Annotated in this window: 17 protein-coding genes and 1 other RNA gene; 10 read left to right on the plus strand and 8 right to left on the minus strand. The window is 54.7% G+C overall.

The features are described 5' to 3' along the window. Window positions 1-45: 45 nt before the first annotated feature. From mscS to srsR, 4 genes are all read left to right on the plus strand, one after another. Window positions 46-903, plus strand: coding sequence for a small-conductance mechanosensitive channel MscS (gene mscS, locus AC07P6_RS04520; protein ID WP_110276739.1), 858 nt, complete (start codon window positions 46-48; stop codon window positions 901-903). 189 nt (window positions 904-1,092) lie between these two features. After that, the gene (gene argO, locus AC07P6_RS04525; protein ID WP_478315734.1) at window positions 1,093-1,728 is read left to right on the plus strand and encodes an arginine exporter ArgO; all 636 of its coding nucleotides are present in this window, start codon (window positions 1,093-1,095) and stop codon (window positions 1,726-1,728) included. Window positions 1,729-1,818: 90 nt separating this feature from the next. Beyond that, the gene (locus AC07P6_RS04530) at window positions 1,819-2,586 is read left to right on the plus strand and encodes an oxidative stress defense protein (RefSeq protein ID WP_182234896.1); all 768 of its coding nucleotides are present in this window, start codon (window positions 1,819-1,821) and stop codon (window positions 2,584-2,586) included. A 119-nt stretch (window positions 2,587-2,705) separates the two neighbouring features. Further along, a complete protein-coding gene (srsR, locus tag AC07P6_RS04535) occupies window positions 2,706-3,602 on the plus strand; it encodes a LysR family transcriptional regulator SrsR (RefSeq protein ID WP_478315735.1) in 897 nt (298 codons plus the stop codon). Here srsR and AC07P6_RS04540 read toward each other — a convergent pair. The 5 genes from AC07P6_RS04540 to argP form a co-directional block, all read right to left on the minus strand. After that, window positions 3,599-5,065 (minus strand): acetyl-CoA hydrolase/transferase family protein, encoded by a 1,467-nt coding sequence (locus tag AC07P6_RS04540; RefSeq protein WP_478315736.1) that lies wholly within the window; start codon window positions 5,063-5,065, stop codon window positions 3,599-3,601. The genes srsR and AC07P6_RS04540 overlap by 4 nt on opposite strands. Window positions 5,066-5,075: 10 nt before the next feature. Then, window positions 5,076-5,861: a methylmalonyl-CoA decarboxylase gene (scpB, locus tag AC07P6_RS04545; protein WP_304253531.1), complete on the minus strand. Its 786-nt coding sequence runs from the start codon at window positions 5,859-5,861 to the stop codon at window positions 5,076-5,078. A 13-nt stretch (window positions 5,862-5,874) separates the two neighbouring features. Beyond that, the gene (gene meaB / locus AC07P6_RS04550) at window positions 5,875-6,867 is read right to left on the minus strand and encodes a methylmalonyl Co-A mutase-associated GTPase MeaB (protein ID WP_478315737.1); all 993 of its coding nucleotides are present in this window, start codon (window positions 6,865-6,867) and stop codon (window positions 5,875-5,877) included. Further along, a complete protein-coding gene (gene scpA, locus AC07P6_RS04555) occupies window positions 6,860-9,004 on the minus strand; it encodes a methylmalonyl-CoA mutase (RefSeq protein WP_478315738.1) in 2,145 nt (714 codons plus the stop codon). The genes meaB and scpA overlap by 8 nt, the downstream gene beginning before the upstream one ends. Before the next feature lie 200 nt (window positions 9,005-9,204). Continuing rightward, window positions 9,205-10,098: a DNA-binding transcriptional regulator ArgP gene (argP, locus tag AC07P6_RS04560; RefSeq protein WP_110276731.1), complete on the minus strand. Its 894-nt coding sequence runs from the start codon at window positions 10,096-10,098 to the stop codon at window positions 9,205-9,207. 168 nt (window positions 10,099-10,266) lie between these two features. On the opposite strand from argP, the gene rpiA reads away from it, so the two are divergent. Beyond that, window positions 10,267-10,926 (plus strand): ribose-5-phosphate isomerase RpiA, encoded by a 660-nt coding sequence (rpiA, locus tag AC07P6_RS04565; RefSeq protein ID WP_110276730.1) that lies wholly within the window; start codon window positions 10,267-10,269, stop codon window positions 10,924-10,926. A gap of 269 nt (window positions 10,927-11,195) precedes the next feature. Continuing rightward, window positions 11,196-12,428 carry a phosphoglycerate dehydrogenase gene (gene serA / locus AC07P6_RS04570; protein WP_112216549.1) on the plus strand — a complete coding sequence of 411 codons (1,233 nt, stop codon included), beginning with the start codon at window positions 11,196-11,198 and terminating at the stop codon, window positions 12,426-12,428. Window positions 12,429-12,806: 378 nt separating this feature from the next. On the opposite strand, the gene AC07P6_RS04575 is transcribed toward serA, so the two are convergent. From AC07P6_RS04575 to zapA, 3 genes are all read right to left on the minus strand, one after another. Further along, window positions 12,807-13,403 (minus strand): 5-formyltetrahydrofolate cyclo-ligase, encoded by a 597-nt coding sequence (locus tag AC07P6_RS04575; protein WP_478315739.1) that lies wholly within the window; start codon window positions 13,401-13,403, stop codon window positions 12,807-12,809. Between the two features lie 111 nt (window positions 13,404-13,514). Beyond that, window positions 13,515-13,698, minus strand: a non-coding RNA gene (gene ssrS / locus AC07P6_RS04580) — 6S RNA. A gap of 41 nt (window positions 13,699-13,739) precedes the next feature. Then, window positions 13,740-14,069 carry a cell division protein ZapA gene (gene zapA / locus AC07P6_RS04585; RefSeq protein ID WP_110276727.1) on the minus strand — a complete coding sequence of 110 codons (330 nt, stop codon included), beginning with the start codon at window positions 14,067-14,069 and terminating at the stop codon, window positions 13,740-13,742. Between the two features lie 163 nt (window positions 14,070-14,232). Between zapA and AC07P6_RS04590 the strand changes: the two genes are divergently transcribed. Genes AC07P6_RS04590 through ubiI form a run of 4 tightly spaced genes read left to right on the plus strand, consistent with a single transcriptional unit; the run spans window position 14,233 to window position 18,544 of the window. Further along, complete coding sequence (locus AC07P6_RS04590) at window positions 14,233-14,811, plus strand: YecA/YgfB family protein (RefSeq protein ID WP_478315740.1); 579 nt, start codon at window positions 14,233-14,235, stop codon at window positions 14,809-14,811. 28 nt (window positions 14,812-14,839) lie between these two features. Further along, on the plus strand, window positions 14,840-16,156 hold the full coding sequence (pepP, locus tag AC07P6_RS04595; protein ID WP_182234885.1) for a Xaa-Pro aminopeptidase: 1,317 nt from the start codon (window positions 14,840-14,842) through the stop codon (window positions 16,154-16,156). Further along, on the plus strand, window positions 16,153-17,331 hold the full coding sequence (gene ubiH, locus AC07P6_RS04600) for a 2-octaprenyl-6-methoxyphenyl hydroxylase (RefSeq protein ID WP_478315741.1): 1,179 nt from the start codon (window positions 16,153-16,155) through the stop codon (window positions 17,329-17,331). Before pepP ends, ubiH begins: the two co-directional genes overlap by 4 nt. Window positions 17,332-17,341: 10 nt before the next feature. Then, window positions 17,342-18,544: an FAD-dependent 2-octaprenylphenol hydroxylase gene (gene ubiI / locus AC07P6_RS04605; RefSeq protein ID WP_304253523.1), complete on the plus strand. Its 1,203-nt coding sequence runs from the start codon at window positions 17,342-17,344 to the stop codon at window positions 18,542-18,544. Window positions 18,545-18,779 lie beyond the last annotated feature (235 nt).

The following is an 18,779-nucleotide window of genomic DNA, read 5'->3' on the forward strand; positions in this document are numbered from 1 at the left end:
GTTTGGTTTTTTATTTCCCGTCCGGGTATCCATAAGGAATGTTAAATGGAAGATTTGAACGTTGTCGATAGCATAAATAACGCCAGTTCGTGGCTGGTGCGCAATCAGGAATTACTGCTGAGCTATGCCGTCAACATCGTAGCGGCTATCGCGATTATCATTGTTGGTATGATCGTGGCGCGGATTGTGTCCAATACGGTGAATCGCCTGATGCGGGCGCGACATATTGACGCCACCGTTGCCGATTTTCTTTCTGCGCTGGTACGTTACGCCGTTATTGCCTTTACGCTGATTGCTGCTTTGGGTCGCGTCGGCGTGCAAACTGCCTCAGTCATCGCAGTTCTCGGTGCTGCCGGTTTGGCCGTCGGCCTGGCGCTACAAGGCTCTCTGTCTAACCTTGCTGCTGGTGTTCTGCTGGTCGTATTCCGCCCATTCCGTGCGGGTGAATACGTTGACCTTGGCGGTATCGCGGGTACCGTGCTGAACGTGCAGATTTTCTCCACAACACTTCGTAGCGCGGATGGCAAGATTGTGGTGGTTCCGAACGGTAAAATCATTGCCGGGAATATCATTAACTTCTCCCGCGAGCCAGTACGTCGCAACGAGTTTATTATTGGCGTGGCTTACGATGCCGATATCGATAAAGTGAAGCAACTGATTACGGCTATCATTGAATCAGATGAGCGTATCCTTAAAGATCGCGAAATGACCGTGCGCCTGAATGAACTGGGTGCTTCATCGGTAAACTATGTGATTCGTGTATGGAGTAAAAGCAGCGATCTGCAAAACGTGTATTGGGATGTTCTGGAGCGTATTAAGCGTGACTTCGACGCTAACGGTATCAGCTTTCCGTATCCGCAGATGGATGTGAATTTGAAGCAGGTAAAAGACCCGGCGGAGTAATTTTCACGCCAGGTTTAGCGATTAAGGCTCGCCGTCCCTGATGGTGAGCCTTTTTAGTTTGTAGAGTAAAATCCTGGAAAATCCCTGATCATTAGCCTTTCTAATTAATGATTAATAATATCAATTTCCGCTAATAATGATATCGCGCTATAGTCAGCCGCATTAACGACTTCAGCGGAAAAATTCAACATGTTATCTTATTACTTTCAGGGGCTTTCCCTGGGGGCGGCAATGATTTTGCCTCTCGGACCCCAAAATGCGTTTGTGATGAATCAGGGCATTCGCCGCCAGTACCATCTGATGATTGCGCTGCTATGCGCTATCAGCGATCTGCTGCTAATCTGCGCCGGTATATTTGGTGGTAGCGCGCTGTTGATGCAGTCTCCGTGGCTGTTAGCGTTGGTAACCTGGGGCGGCGTGGCCTTTTTATTGTGGTACGGTTTCGGTGCGTTGAAAACGGCTTTTAGCAGCAATCTGGAACTGGCCAGTGCGGAAGTCATGAAGCAGGGACGCTGGAAAATCATCGTCACAATGCTGGCGGTGACCTGGCTCAACCCGCACGTTTATCTTGATACTTTCGTGGTGCTCGGCAGCCTGGGCGGACAGTTAGCGATGGAGCCAAAGCGCTGGTTCGCGTTAGGCACTATCAGTGCTTCATTCTTATGGTTTTTTGGTCTGGCTCTGCTGGCTGCCTGGCTGGCCCCGCGTCTGCGCACGGCAAAGGCACAGCGCATTATTAACGTGCTGGTTGGCCTGGTGATGTGGGTGATTGCGCTACAGCTGGCGAAAGACGGCCTGGCGCATGTGCGGATGCTGCTTAACTAAGCCTTGTCCGATGGACTTTCCGCGCGTACGCGCTAAGCTTGCAGGCATGCGTCTGTGTATGGACGACCAATGTAAGATGGAGAAACGACAGTGAAGTTAAAAGTCATGGCCCTGGCGGCGGCACTCGGATTTAGCGTAATGGCAGCTCAGGCAAATGAATTGCCAAATGGCCCACATATTGTCACTTCAGGCACCGCCAGCGTTGCTGCGGTTCCCGATATCGCAACCCTGGCGATTGAAGTCAACGTTTCCGCGAAAGACGCGGCATCGGCAAAGAAACAGGCCGATGAGCGCGTGGCTCAGTATCTTTCCTTCCTGGAAAAGAGCGGCATTGGAAAAAAAGATATTAACTCGGCCAACCTGCGCACCCAGCCTGATTATGATTATCAGAATGGCAAAAGCATTCTCAAGGGCTACCGCGCAGTGCGTACCGTTGAGGTCACGCTGCGTCAGTTAGATAAGCTAAACGGCCTGTTGGATGGGGCGTTAAAAGCCGGTCTGAATGAAATTCGCTCCGTGTCGTTGGGCGTTGCGCAGCCGGATGCTTACAAAGACAAAGCGCGTAAAGCGGCGATTGATGATGCCATTCATCAGGCGCAAGAGCTGGCGACAGGCTTCCACGGTAAACTGGGGCCAGTCTATAGCGTGCGTTATCATGTCTCTAACTATCAGCCAAGCCCGATGGTGCGGATGATGAAGGCCGATGCAGCACCGGTTTCTGCCCAGGAAACCTATGAGCAGGCGACGATTCAGTTTGATGACCAGGTTGATGTGGTGTTTGAACTGCAACCGACCCAGCCTACGCCAGCACCCGCTGCGCCAGCGAAACCCGCTGAAGAGCCAAAAGCGGCACAGTAATTCCGTTACCCGGCATTCGTGCCGGGTTTTTTCTGTGACTATCTGTAAAAATGGGAGCACGACAAAAGTCTTTCCCCTGATGAAGTGAGGATATATCCCTGTCCCTTGATGAGGTAAACATGGATATCTTTATTTCAAAAAAAATGCGCAATTTTATTCTGTTGGCGCAGACCAATAACATCGCCAGAGCGGCGGAAAAAATACATATGACCGCTTCCCCCTTTGGCAAAAGCATCGCCGCGCTGGAGGATCAAATTGGCTATACGCTGTTTACCCGCAAAGATAACAGCATCAGCCTGAATAAGGCAGGGCAGGAGCTTTATCAGAAGCTGTTTCCGATTTATCAGCGCTTATCGGCAATTGATAACGAAATCCATCACTCGACGCACCGTTCGCGCAATATTGTCATCGGTATCGACAACACGTATCCCACCATTATTTTTGATCAGTTGATAAGCCTCGGCGACAAATACGATGGCATCACCGCGCAGGCGGTGGAGTTCAGCGAAAATGGGGTGATTGATAATCTGTTTGACCATCAGCTCGATTTTATTATCTCGCCACAGCACGTTTCCGCTCGCGTTCAGGAGCTAGAAAATCTGACCATCACCGAGCTTGCACCTTTGCGGCTAGGGTTTCTTGTTTCCCGTCGTTACGAAGATAAGCCACCGCAAGAGCTTTTGCGTGAGCTACCCTGGTTGCAAATGCGCTTCCAGAACCGGGCGAATTTTGAGGCGATGCTGGATGCTTATATGCGCCCATGCGGAATTAATCCCACGGTCATCTATCGGCCTTACAGCTTTATGGCCAAGATCAGCGCCGTGGAGCGCGGACAGTTTCTGACGGTGATCCCGCATTTTGCCTGGCGTCTGGTGAACCCGGCGAAGCTGAAGTACTTCGACGCGCCCGGTAGCCCAATGTATATGCAGGAGTATCTCTACTCGCTGAAAAACCATCGCTATACCGCCACGATGCTTCAGCACATTACTGAAGATCGTGACGGCACGGCGAATTAACCGAGCATCGAGCCGTACTCGATTAAGTTACGGTGCAGATCGAACGCGTGACGGAGGTCGTGATGGATATGCCCGCCGGGCGCATTTTCCAGATAGCGATGCAGATAGTTTCGATAGAGTGGATGCGCGCAATTTTCGATAATCGTGTGCGCCCGCTGTAGCGGCGATAGCCCGCGCAGATCGGCGATCCCTTGCTCGGTGATGATGACTTTCACACTGTGCTCGCTGTGATCGACATGGCTGCACATCGGCACAATCGTCGAGATCTTCCCGTCTCTGGCAATTGACGGTGCCATGAAAATGGAGAGATACGCGTTGCGCTCGAAATCGCCGCTGCCGCCGATGCCGTTCATCAGATTCACCCCGGCCACGTGGGTGGAGTTGGCGTGGCCGTAGATATCAAACTCCAGCCCAACGTTCAGCGCGATAACCCCCAAACGGCGGATGATCTCCGGATTATTGGAGATCTCCTGCGGGCGCAGTACGATGCGGCTGGAGAAGAAGTCCATATTGTCGTAAATCTTACGTAGCGAATCGGCGGAGACCGTCAGGCTTGAGGCGCTGGCCCCGGTGATTTTTCCGCTTTCCAGCAGATGTACCACCGACTCCTGCAAAACCTCTGAATACATCGTAAACGGCGGAATATCCGGGTTTTCGCCAAGCCGCGCCATCACCGCGTTGTTGATATTGCCAACCCCGCTTTGTAGCGGCAGAAACTCAGGCGGGATCCGTCCCTGCGCCATCTCATTGAGCAAAAATGTCACTACATTATCGGCGATTTGCTGGCAGAAAGGGTTGTTCTTCTCTAGTGCGTTACCTGCATCGGGCAACTCGGTCTCCACCACCGCAACAATCTTTTTCGGATCGATCTGTACGTACTGGCTGCCTACGCGATCCATGGTGTGAAAAATAGAGACGCTATTGCGACGCGGCGGCGCGCCGGGGATCACGATATCAGCCAACTCAGCAACTCGCGGGCTGTGGTAGTGATTTAGCTCAATGATCACTTTTTTCGCCCGCAGCAGCCAGGTTGGCGCGTTGCCGATCCCGCTGGAGAGCCAGACTCGCCCATCCGGCGCAATGGCTGAAGCCTCGATCACCGCAACGTCAATATCGCCAAAGAAGCCGTAGTTGACCATCTGCGCCACTTCGCTCAGGTGCAGGTCGACAAATTTCACTCTCCCCTGATTGATTTTTTGCCGCAGGCCGGAGGCGGTCTGATACGGAGCGCGCCACGAGACGGCGTCGGCTTCTGATAGGGCATCATCCGCCGCTGCACTAATTGACGCCCCGGTTAGCAAACGAATCTGAAAAGGCTGTTGCGCCTGATGCAGTTCGCTGGCGCGGCGGGCAATGGCAGCAGGCAGGGCCTTGGGCGAACCGGCGGGCGTGAACCCGCTGAACGCAACCATCTGGTCGTGCTGGATAATCTCCGCCGCTTCATCGGCGCTCATCCGTTTCATTTTGCTCTCCTTAATGGCCGACAAAATTAGGTTTACGTTTTTCCATAAACGCGCTCATGCCTTCCTGATAATCCTCACTGTCGTAAACGGCGCGGCGCATCCCCTGAATACGCTCAAACTCATCGGAATTCATGGTGTGCGCTTCGCCAAGCACGCGCAGCTCTTCCTTTATTACCGCAATGGCCAGCGGCGCTTTTTCCGAGATGTGGTGCGCCATCTGGAGGGTGAAATCTTCCAGGTCTTCAACCTCCACGACGTGGTTGAGAATGCCGACCGCCAGTGCGCGCTGGGCGGTAATCGGCAGGGCGGTGAAAATCAGCTCTTTAACGATATGGAAACCTGCGTCGCGGGTAAGGTTGTGGATGCCGACCAGGTTGTACGGTACGCCGAGGTTGACCGGGGTCATTGAGAAGGTTGAGGTGCTGGCAGAAATAATCAGATCGGAACTCATGATCATCTCAAACGCACCGCCCCAGACGCTGCCTTCAACCATTGAGATCACCGGCTTCGGGTATTTTTGGATCATGCGGGTGATTTGGCGTAGCGGATCGTCATACGAAAGCGGATCGCGCCGCCCGGCGGGCAACTCATGGATATCATGACCTGCGGAGAATACCTTTGCTCCGCTCGGGGCACGTAAAATAACGCAGCGAATTTCCGGCTTGTTGAGATCGCTTAGCGCCTGCATCAGATCGTCGATAAACACCTTGCTCAGGGCATTGAGCTTGCGCGTGTAGTTGAACTCAATGACCGCAACTTTCTGGATGATTTCAACATTAACATATTGATAAGACATAAATATCCTTGAATTAAAAGTAATGATTCTGGAGAAATTCTCTGATCTGCCGCAGTCCGGTGCGCGGCGAGAGGCTGTTATTTTTGACTGCCTGTAGCGTCTGCTGGAAGTAGTGCTCGAAGTCGGTACGGGCAAAGAGCTGGTGCAGCGCTTCCGTTTCCGTCTGCTTTTGCAGCCACTCCACCGCCTGCTGTTGACGCAGTTTTTCCAGACTTCCGCTGGCGGTCAGTGCCGTTCTGAAGTCGAGGATGGCGAGCCAGATTTCTTCTATACCGCGTTTTTCCAGCGCGCTACAGCTCAGAACGCGCGGCTGCCACTCAGCGTATTTGCGGCGCAATATATGTAGCGCGGATTCGTACATATGGCGGGCGATGGCGACGCTGGCGCGGTTATCACCGTCGTCTTTGTTAATGACCACCAGATCCGCCATCTCCATGATCCCTTTTTTGATGCCCTGGAGGTCGTCGCCGCCACCGGCGATTTGCAGCGAGATTAAGCAGTCCACCAGGCGGGCGACCTCCGTCTCTGACTGCCCGACGCCGACGGTTTCGACGATCACCACGTCGTAACCCGCCGCTTCGCACAACAGCATTAGTTCTCGAGCGCGCTGGCTTGTGCCGCCAAGGTGCCCGCTTGAGGGAACCGGCCGAATAAACGCGCTGTCTGAGCGCGATAGCTCGACCATTCGGGTTTTATCGCCGAGAATGCTGCCGCCGCTAACCGGACTGCTGGGGTCAACGGCAATTACCGCCACCTTTAACCCCTCACGGATTAGCAACATGCCAAAGGTTTCCAGAAAGGTGCTTTTTCCGGCTCCCGGCGTACCGGTGATGCCCAAACGCAGGGCGTTACCGGTGAACGGCATAATGGCGTCCAGCAATTGCGTACTCAGCGCCTGATGACGGGGATGATGGCTCTCTACCAGCGTCATGGCCTGGGCGAGCGTAGCGCGCTCCCCAAGCCGCAGCCGACGGATGGCATCAGCAAGGGTGGATTCGTTAATCATGATGCTGGCTAATCCGCGCCAATACGTCGCGCACGCTCTCCAGCATCGGCGTGCCGGGGCCGTAAATGGCCGCTACGCCATGCTCATGCAGGAAGGCGTAATCCTGCGGCGGGATCACGCCGCCGGCGATGACGCAAATGTCATCACGACCCCATTTTTTCAATGCCGTAACCAGTTCAGGAATCAACGTTTTGTGGCCCGCCGCCAGCGACGACGCGCCAACCACGTGCACGTCGTTTTCCACCGCCAGACGGGCGATCTCTTCGGGCGTGGAGAACATCGGGCTGAGATCGACATCGAAGCCGAGATCGGAATAGGCGCTGGCTATCACTTTGGCCCCGCGATCGTGGCCGTCCTGGCCCATCTTGGCGATCAGAATTCGCGGACGGCGGCCGTTCTCTGCCAGGAACTGGTCCGTTTGCGCAACAATGGCGTCAAACTCGCCGGCGGATTTGTCGGACTGATGGTAGCTTTGCGCAATGACTCCGGTGACGCACTGGCTGGGCACCAGATAACGGTCAAATGCGGCTTCCAGCGCGTCGGAAATCTCACCGAGCGTGGCGCGAACGCGGGCGGCGTTAACGGCGGCGGCGAGCAGGTTTTCATTATGCTGGGCGGCGTGGGTGAGGGCGCTCAGCGCGGATTTTACTGCCGTATCGTCACGGGTGGCGCGAATACGTTCCAGCGAGGCGATTTGCTCGTTGCGCACTTTAACGTTGTCGATTTCCAGTACCGCCGTTTCGTCCTCTTTCTCCAGCTTGTACTTGTTGACGCCGACGATAACGCGCTTGCCCTGGTCGATCAGCGACTGCTCGCGGGCGGACGCTTCTTCGATCATCCGCTTCGGCAGGCCCGCTTCGATGGCCTTTGCCATTCCGCCTGCTTCGTCGATCTTTTCGATGATGGCCCGCGCCTGCTTGACGATGTGATCGGTCAGCGACTCCACGTAGTAAGAACCGGCCAGCGGATCGACGGTGCGGCAGATCTCCGACTCCTCCTGAATGATGATCTGCGTATTGCGTGCGATGCGGGCGGAAAAGTCGGTGGGCAAACCGAGCGCCTCGTCGAAGGCGTTGGTGTGCAGCGACTGAGTGCCGCCGAGCGTAGCGCCGAGCGCTTCGATGGTGGTGCGGATCACGTTGTTGTACGGATCCTGCTCGGTCAGGCTCCAGCCGGAGGTCTGGCAGTGGGTGCGCAGCGCCAGCGACTTTGGATTGGTCGCGCCAAAACCGCTGACCGCCTCGCTCCACAGATAGCGTGCGGCGCGCAGCATGGCGACGTTCATAAACAGATCCATGCCGATGCCGAAGAAGAACGACAGGCGCGGGGCGAAATCGTCGATTTTCAGCCCGGCGGAGAGTGCGGCCCTGATGTACTCGATGCCGTCGGCGAGGGTGAACGCCACCTGCTGCACGCAGTTAGCGCCCGCTTCGCCCATGTGATAGCCGCTGATGCTGATGGTGTTAAAGCGCGGCATGTTGTCTGAACACCAGGCGATAATGTCGGCGATAATGCGCATCGACGGCTTCGGCGGGTAAATATAGGTGTTGCGGCACAGGTACTCTTTCAGAATATCGTTCTGGATCGTCCCGGTAAGCAGTTCCGGCGCCACGCCCTGCTCCTGCGCCGCCACGATGTAAAACGCCAGCACCGGCAACACCGCGCCGTTCATGGTCATCGATACGGACATCTTATCCAGCGGGATCTGGTCGAACAGCACCTTCATGTCTTCGACGGTATCGATGGCGACGCCCGCTTTACCAACGTCGCCCGCCACACGCGGGTTATCGGAGTCGTAACCGCGATGGGTGGCGAGATCGAAAGCGACGGAAAGCCCTTTTTGCCCGGCGGCGAGGTTGCGGCGGTAAAAGGCGTTGGACTCTTTGGCGGTGGAGAAACCGGCGTACTGACGGATGGTCCACGGCTGGGCGGTATACATGGTGGCACGCGGGCCGCGAACGTAAGGTGCCTGGCCGGGAAGCGTGCCAGTGACCTCCAGATTATCGAGGTCGGCTTCGGTATACAGTGGTTTGATGGCAATCCCTTCTGCCGTCTGTTTTACCAAAGACTCAACGGTTTTTTCCCGCCGACTCAGTTCCTTATTGGCGAGTGTCCGCCACTCCTGCAAGTCTGACATTTTGTGCTCCGTATTCCACAATTAAAATAAGGTATTGCGAATACGGTGAGCTTTTTAACGATCCTTGTCGCCAGCAAAAAATAGCCATCAATGCGTCGTTTTTTGCCGCATGGAATATTTTATTTTGTGATGTATTTCAAAGACGTGATGTAGGGATGGTGGGTCATGCAGGCCGGATGGATCCGGCCTGCTGGCGAGGCTTAATCTTGTCTTAACACTTTGTGGCCGTAAGCGATCAGCGCATCGGTGACCCGGCGCATCATGCGGCTTTCTGGCGCAAAACGGTGCCAGTAGAGCATCCGGCGCTGGAACAGGCCAGGGGTGAGGTTAATAAGCTCGCCGCTGTTCAGCTCTTTCTCAATCTGCAAGTGCGGGATCATACAGCAGGTTGTCCCCTGACGGGCCAGTTGCACAAAGGCCTCAGAGGAATTAACGATATGGCAGGGTACGCTACCCGGTGGTAAGTCGAAGTTCTGTTGCAAAAAGGCCTGATGCATATCATCAAGATGATCGAATGCGACTACCGGGGCTTTGAGCAGCGCCGAGCGGGTCACGCCGTTAGGGAAATAGCGTTGTGCAAATTCTTTGGAGGCGACGAACAGGTAGTCCAGAGCCCCGAGCTGATCGACCAGACAGCTTGGCAGCGCCTGCGGCTGGATACTGACCGCACCAACCACTTCGCCACGGCGCAGGCGTTCCTGAGTCCGGGTTTCATCTTCGACCTGCAGGTTCAGACGAATAGGCGAGTCGGAAAGTACGCTGGAAAGCGCGGGCAGCAGCCAGGTCGCCAGGCTGTCGGCGTTGACCGCCAATGACAGCAGCAGCGGCGTGGCACCGGTCTGCTCATCGCCCAACCACTCTTCTTCCAGCAGCTCAACCTGGCGCAGCAGGGCCAATAGCTTTTGCCCTTGTTCGGTCGGACGCGGCGGGACGGTACGCACCAGCAGCGGCTGCCCAAACATATTTTCCAGCTGTTTGATACGCTGAGAGACGGCGGACTGTGTAATACAAAGCTTCTGCGCGGCGCGCTCAAACCCTCGTTCCCTGATTACCGCGTCCAGCGCTTGTAGTGTTCTGTAGTCCGGTCGTTTCATTGATCTGGCGTACCCCTAGTACTTTTCGTTAACTTGCACTATGACATAAATTTGTTTTTGATGAAGACGAAAAATGATCTACTCAGTTGTGTGATCCCCGTCGCAGGGACAATGGCACCCTTGATGTTCTATAATGCGCCACAGGAATTCACATCTCGGACCATAATCATGACGCAAGATGAACTGAAAAAAGCGGTAGGCTGGGCGGCATTGCAGTATGTACAACCTGGCACCATTGTTGGAGTCGGCACTGGCTCCACGGCGGCGCATTTTATTGATGCGCTGGGCACCATGAAAGGGCAGATTGAAGGCGCGGTTTCCAGCTCTGATGCTTCGACTGAAAAACTGAAAGGCCTCGGCATCCATGTGTTTGATCTCAACGAAGTGGATAGTCTTGGCGTTTACGTTGACGGTGCTGATGAAATCAACGGCCATATGCAGATGATCAAAGGCGGTGGCGCAGCGCTGACGCGTGAGAAGATTATCGCCTCGGTCGCGGATAAGTTTATTTGTATCGCTGATGCGTCTAAACAGGTCGATATTTTGGGCAAATTCCCGCTGCCGGTTGAAGTGATTCCGATGGCGCGTAGTGCCGTCGCGCGTGAACTGGTTAAGCTTGGTGGTCGTCCGGAATATCGTCAGGGCGTGGTGACCGATAACGGCAACGTGATCCTCGATGTATTTGGCCTGGAGATTCTGGATGCTATCGCGCTGGAAAATGCGATTAACGGCATTCCTGGCGTCGTTACCGTTGGTTTGTTCGCCAATCGTGGCGCTGACGTGGCGTTGATCGGAACCGCCGATGGTGTAAAAACTATCACTAAATAGTCTGATCAGGGGGAGTGAATGGCTCCCTCGTAAATATTTTTTTGTCAGGACGATTTTGGTGACTTCTGTCACATTTATGCGGCTGGTGTCATTAACAATCTACCTTTCTTTTACTTTCTGGTGTTTTGTCCTGTCATTTCCCTCTGTGTGATATTTCTTCAGGTCGTCGACGCAAACGTTCATATTGCCGCAATAGTTTTTTTTGATATGTTGCTGAGAAGAACTTTCGTTCCGCACGACATCAGATAAGACAAAAACAGGACGGGGAAATGGCTAAGGTATCACTGGAAAAAGACAAGATTAAATTTCTACTGGTTGAAGGTGTGCATCAAAAAGCGGTGGATAACCTCCGCGCTGCAGGCTACACCAACATCGAATTTCACAAAGGCGCGCTGGACAGCGAAGAGCTGAAAGCGTCGATCCGTGATGCCCATTTCATCGGCCTGCGTTCCCGTACTCACCTGACTGAAGAGATCTTCGCGGCGGCGGAAAAGCTGGTTGCGGTCGGTTGTTTCTGTATCGGTACCAATCAGGTTGATTTAAATGCGGCGGCAAAACGCGGTATTCCGGTGTTTAACGCGCCGTTCTCAAATACCCGCTCTGTTGCTGAACTGGTGATCGGCGAACTGCTGCTGATGCTGCGTGGCGTACCGGCGGCAAACGCCAAAGCGCACCGTGGTGTCTGGAACAAGTTGGCTGTCGGCAGCTTTGAAGCGCGCGGCAAAAAACTGGGTATTATCGGCTATGGTCATATCGGTACCCAGCTGGGTATTCTGGCAGAATCGCTGGGAATGCACGTTTATTTCTATGATATTGAAAGCAAACTGCCATTAGGTAATGCCACTCAGGTTCAGCATCTCTCTGATCTGTTGAATATGAGCGATGTGGTGAGCCTGCACGTGCCGGAAAACGCCTCCACCAAGAACATGATTGGCGCAGAAGAACTGGCGCTGATGAAACCGGGCGCACTGCTGATTAACGCCTCTCGCGGTACCGTGGTTGATATCCCGGCGCTGTGCGATGTGCTGGCAAGCAAACACCTGGCGGGCGCAGCGATTGACGTATTCCCGACTGAACCGGCGACCAACACCGACCCGTTCAATTCGCCGCTGTGCGAATTCGACAACGTGATCCTGACTCCGCACATTGGCGGATCAACCCAGGAAGCACAGGAAAATATCGGCCTGGAAGTGGCTGGCAAGCTGGCGAAGTACTCCGATAACGGTTCAACGCTTTCTGCGGTTAACTTCCCGGAAGTGTCGCTGCCGCTGCACGGCGGTCGCCGTCTGCTGCACATCCATGAAAACCGTCCGGGCGTACTGACTGCTCTCAACCAGATTTTTGCCGCTCAGAGCATTAACATCGCGGCCCAGTATCTGCAAACCACCCCGCAGATGGGCTATGTGGTTATTGATATTGAAGCGGAAGAAGATGTCGCGCAGCAGGCGCTGCAGGCAATGAAAGCTATTCCAGGTACGATTCGCGCACGTCTGTTGTTCTAATCATTTTTGTCAGCGGGCAGGTTTTGACCTGCCCCTTTTCCTTTCCGAACTCCTCATTTCTGAAATTTCCCGCGCTCCTACAAACTCTTTGCGAGGCTTGCCGTAAACGGCGATTAAAGCCGATAGATGTCGTTGTGCCTGAAAGAAAGGGAATTACGATAAGGGCGCAGCATGAGGCTGAAACGGGAAAGCCCCTACCGAAGCAGGGGCTCTAAAAGGAAAGGGACGATGATGAGACTATTCATCATGTTGCTTATCTTGTTAATCATTGCCTGGCCGGTATATTAACAGAGAGGAAGCAGGAGGGAGGTTCGCCTCCCTCACCCTTTACCCGAGAATTTAGGTTAAAAAAAAAGCAATGTCAATGGGGCCGACGCTCTACCAGAGCCAGGTTTTTGCTGGCGTAACCACTGCGGGCAGCGGGATATCCCACTGCTCCGTTGGTAACGCTTCGACCTGCTGGCAGTCGTGGGCGTAGCCGACCGGCTGTAGATGATACTGCCGCCAGTTTTGCAGCGTCCGGTCATAAAATCCACCGCCCATACCCAGTCGCTGTCCGACGGCATCAAACGCCACCAGCGGCGTAATCAGCACATCCAGTTGGCTAAGGGGGAGGACGTCGCGCACATCAAGCTTTGGCTCGCGGATTTTCAAGCAATTCACTACCAGGTTGCTGCTCGGATGGTAGTGCAGAAACAGAAGATTACCCGGGCTGAAAGGGTGGAGCACCGGAAGATAAACCCGTTTACCCGCCCGCCACAGCTGATCAATCAGCGGTTGTGTATCCAGTTCTCCATCAAATGAGAGAAACACTGCCACGGTATGCGCCAGTAAAACCGGTGGATAGGCCATCATTCGGTCAGCGGCCTGAAGCGCAAACTGCGTTTGCTGCTCTGGCGTTAATGCACGTCGGCGCAGGCGAGTCTGCTGGCGAATTTGTTGTCGGCTTAGTGGGATATCTGAAATTTGAGTCATACCGGGCTGCCTGAAAAGCGTTACGAGAGCAAAGGAGACGAACGAAGCAAGTGTAATACACCAGGCGGCAAAAGCCGAAAATGAAACTGGGGGGATGGAACGATAAAGAAGGGAATCTCCGAGATGCCGCCGCAGGCTGTAACCCTTGAACCCTTGGTTCAAGGTGAATGTGTCGTCACAGTCTTAAGGCTTCTCGGACGAACCGAGCATGCTCACCAACCGTGGAGCGCCACATTCTTGTGGTATGAAATATCGGCTCAGGGGACTGGCCCGCTTGCAAACATCTCAGAGAAATTTTGTTCTTGCGATTACTCTAACACAGTTAAATGCAAAGTGTTATTCAAACTTCTGCCCGGGTCTTTCACTTATGCGACCTTGCTCAAGCAACGCTTGTTCGATGGTCTGCTGAAGCATCCGAATACGCTGTTCCATGCTGGCGGCGTAGTCGCGGGTTTTCGCTTTTTCCTGAGCCAATTCGTAGCTGATGTTCAACGCGGCGATGAAAACCAGCTGCTCAGTATTTGTGACTCTAGTGCGTTCTTTTAAATCTTGCAACCGCTGATTCAGGTCGTCAGCTGCCTGGTTTAAGGCATCCCTTTGTTCAGGCGGGCAATTCACTCGTAGTGAACGGCCAAAAATTTGGAGATCTACGGGTTGTGCAGACATGCCACCTTCCTGCTGATTGACTGCGCTGCCTTCACGCCCTGCCCGGGTCTGCGAAGGGGCGACACTATAGCTACCCTGGAATGAAGATACAAGCCCCATTCTGGTTCACCAGGGTCCAAAGTGGTAGCATATCATGAATTCCTCCCAACGATGACGAATGCGCATGTCTATACAGAACGAAATGCCTGGTTACAACGACGTAGACCAGTTACTGAACCAACAAGGGGTGGGATTAACCCCTGCCGAAATGCACGGTTTGATCAGCGGGGTCCTGTGCGGTGGCAATAAAGACAGCAGTTGGCAGCCGTTGGTACATGACTTGACCAACGAAGGTCTTGCTTTTGGTCATGAGCTGGCACAGGCGCTGCGTAACATGCATTCCGCCACCAGCGATGCGCTGGAAGATGACGGCTTTCTGTTCCAGCTCTATTTGCCGGATGGAGACGCGGTGAGCGTTTTCGATCGCGCCGATGCGCTGGCGGGTTGGGTGAACCATTTTCTGCTCGGGTTGGGCGTGACGCAGCCTAAGTTAGATAAGGTCAAAGATGAAACCGGCGAAGCCATCGACGATCTGCGCAACATTGCCCAGTTAGGCTACGACGAGGATGAAGACCAGGAAGAGCTGGAAATGTCCCTCGAAGAGATTATCGAGTACGTACGCGTTGCCGCGCTGCTATGCCACGATACCTTCTCTACGCAAAAGCCTACTGCGCCGGAAGTTCAAAAGCCGACATTACACTAATCATTGATTAAATCGTTCAGGGGGCGTCATGACTCAGCAGGAATTTCTCTCTCGTCGCCAGGCTCTGCTGGCACAGATGCAGCCAGGCAGCGCAGCGCTAATTTTCGCAGCACCGGAAGCGGTACGCAGCGCAGATTCGGAATATCCCTACCGGCAAAGCAGCGACTTTTGGTACTTCACCGGCTTTAACGAGCCAGAAGCGCTCCTTATCTTGATTAAAAGCGACGAAACGCATAATCACAGCGTACTGTTTAACCGCGTCCGCGATCTGACGGCGGAAATTTGGTTTGGTCGTCGTCTTGGTCAGGACGCTGCGCCGGAAAAACTCGGCGTCGATCGCGCCCTGGCATTTAGTGAAATCAATCAGCAACTATTCCAGATACTTAACGGCCTTGATGCTATTTATTTTGCACAGGGTGAATACGCTTACGCAGACGAAATCGTGTTTAACGCGCTGGAAAAACTGCGCAAAGGCGTGCGTCAGAATCTGCAAGCGCCGAACTCGGTGATTGACTGGCGGCCGATGGTGCATGAAATGCGCCTGTTTAAGTCGGCGGAAGAGCTTGAGGTGATGCGGCGAGCTGGTGAAATTTCCGCGCTGGCCCACACCCGCGCCATGGAAAAATGTCGCCCGGGCATGTTTGAGTATCACCTTGAAGGCGAAATCCTTCACGAATTCAACCGCCACGGTGCACGCTTCCCTTCCTACAACACCATCGTTGGTGGCGGCGAAAATGGCTGCATCCTGCACTACACTGAAAACGAATGTGAACTGCGCGACGGCGATCTGGTATTGATCGATGCAGGCTGTGAATATCGCGGCTACGCGGGCGACATCACCCGAACTTTCCCGGTTAACGGCAAGTTCAGCCCGGCGCAGCGCGAGATTTACGATATCGTCCTCGAATCGCTGGAAACCTCGCTGAAGCTCTATCGTCCCGGCACCTCAATTCACGAGGTTAATCAGCAGGTCGTGCGGATTATGATTACTGGCCTGGCGCGTTTGGGGATCCTCAAAGGGGATATCGACGAGCTGATTGCCAACAACGCCCATCGTCCTTTCTTTATGCATGGTCTGAGCCACTGGCTTGGCCTCGACGTGCATGATGTCGGCAACTATGACGTAGACCGTTCGCGCATCCTCGAACCGGGTATGGTGCTGACCATCGAACCGGGACTCTATATTGCGATGGATGCCGATGTTCCGGCTCAGTATCGCGGTATCGGCATTCGTATCGAAGATGACATTGTTATCACCGAAGACGGCAATGAAAATCTCACCGCAGGCGTAGTGAAAAAAGCCGATGATATTGAGGCGCTGATGGCGGCGGCGCGCGAGCTATGAGCGTGCTGATCGTTGGCGGCGGAATGACCGGCGCGACGCTGGCGTTAGCCATTTCTCGCTTCACCAGCGGCACGTTGCCGGTGCATCTGGTGGAAGCGACAGCGCCGGAATCCGCGCAGCATTCGGGCTTTGATGCCCGCGCTATCGCCCTGGCCGCCGGCACCTGCCAACAGCTGGCTCGGGTGGGTATCTGGCAAGAGATTGCCGACTGCGCTACGCCTATTCAGCGTGTCCACGTCAGCGATCGCGGTCATGCGGGCTTTGTGACGCTCGATGCTCAGGAGTATGGTCTGGCGGCATTAGGCCAGGTGGTTGAGCTGCACGATGTGGGCCAGCGCTTGTTTGCGCAACTGCGCAAAGCGCCGGGCATTACGTTGCACTGCCCGGCAAAAGTTGAAGACGTCAGCCGCTGCGAGGAGGGCGTAAGCCTGACCCTGGACAGCGGCGAGGTTCTCCACGGTAAACTGCTGGTGGCGGCCGACGGCTCTCGCTCCACTCTGGGGGCTCGTTGTGGCATTAGCTGGCAGCAGCAACCCTATGAACAGTTGGCAATTATTGCCAACGTTAGCACCGCCCTGCCTCACAACGGCCGCGCCTTCGAACGCTTTACCCAACACGGCCCGCTGGCGATGCTGCCGATGTCGCAGGGGCGCTGCTCGCTGGTGTGGTGTCATCCGCAGTCGCGGCAAGAAGAGGTACTGAGCTGGTCTGACGAACGTTTTTGCCATGAGCTTCAGCAAGCGTTTGGCTGGCGACTCGGTCAAATTACCCATGCCGGAAAGCGCAGCGTTTATCCGCTATCGCTGACTTCGGCCACCCGCACGGTTGCGCATCGTCTGGCGCTGGTCGGCAATGCGGCACAAACGTTACATCCTATTGCCGGACAGGGTTTTAATCTCGGTCTGCGCGATGTGATGAGCCTGGCGGAAATGCTGGCGCAGGCGCAGGCCGCTGGTCAGGACTCGGGTGATTATTCACTTCTGAGTCGCTATCAGGCGCGGCGTGCCGATGATAAAGCTGCCACCATTGGTGTGACTGACGGGCTGGTGCATCTGTTCGCCAATCGCTGGGCGCCGCTGGTCGCGGGGCGCAATCTGGGCCTGATGGCGATGGAATTATTTACCCCGGCGCGAGATGCGCTGGCGCAGCGTACCCTCGGTTGGGTCCCCCGTTAAGGAGTTAAACGTGCAAAGTGTTGATGTCGCCATTGTTGGCGGTGGGATGGTGGGCCTGGCGGTTGCCTGCGGTTTGCAGGGGAGTGGGCTGCGCGTGGCGGTGCTGGAACAGGCAACTCCTCAGCCGCTGGATATGGATGCGCCGCCGGCGTTGCGGGTATCGGCGATTAACGCCGCCAGCGAGAAGCTGCTGAGCAAACTGGATGTCTGGCAGGATATTGTCGCCCAGCGCGCCAGCCGCTACCACGGTATGGAAGTGTGGGACAAAGACAGTTTTGGTCGCATCAGCTTTGATGACCAGAGCATGGGATTCAGCCACCTCGGGCATATTATCGAAAACGCTGTGGTGCACCATGCCCTGTGGCAGAAAGCTCAGCGCTGTTCCGATGTCACCCTGCTGGCCCCGGCTCAACTGCAGCAGGTCGCATGGGGCGAGAACGAGGCTTTTCTGAGCCTGCAGGACGGCAGCATGTTAACCGCCCGGCTGGTGGTTGGCGCTGACGGTGCCAATTCATGGTTGCGCAACAAAGCCGATATTCCTCTGACTTACTGGGATTATCATCATCATGCGCTGGTTGCCACTATTCGTACCGCAGAGCCGCACGAAGCGATTGCGCGTCAGGCGTTTCACGGCGAAGGAATTCTGGCGTTCTTGCCGCTCAGCGATCCGCATCTCTGCTCTATTGTCTGGTCGCTATCTCCTGAAGACGCGAAGCGGATGCAGCAGGCGGACAAAGCCGCTTTCAACCAGGCGCTGAATATTGCTTTCGATAACCGCCTTGGCCTGTGCTCGGTGGAAAGCGAACGCCAGGTTTTCCCGCTGACGGGCCGCTATGCGCGTCAGTTCGCCGCCCATCGTCTGGCGCTGGTTGGCGATGCTGCTCACACCATTCATCCGTTAGCGGGGCAGGGTGTCAATCTTGGCTTTATGGATGCCGCCGAGCTGATTGACGAGCTCAAACGCCTGCATGCGCAGGGAAAAGATATTGGTCAGCATTTGTATCTGCGTCGCTATGAGCGCAGCCGCAAGCATAGCGCCGCAGTGATGCTGGCAGGAATGCAGGGTTTTCGCGAGATGTTCTCCGGCAGCAATCCGGCGAAGAAGCTGCTGCGCGATATCGGCCTTAAGCTGGCGGACACGCTGCCCGGTGTGAAGCCGCAGCTTATCCGTCAGGCAATGGGGCTAAACGACCTTCCTGCCTGGTTACGTTAAGCCCATCACACTTCTCTCTCCCGGCCATCGCGCCGGGTCTCCCCACTCATTTGAAATAATCTAATCTCACCTCTTTTTTCGCATTAGTTTTATTAATGTTACCTTTTTTTTGTTATAGAAATTAGGTACGTAATTTCGCATAAAATATCATTACCATCTGCCTGTAAGGTTCATGACATTGTTTTTATGTGGCATCTATCGCTTTAATTCAGTTGATAACTCTGTAGGCTCATCG

The organism is Klebsiella sp. GFKo11 (assembly GCF_056490265.1).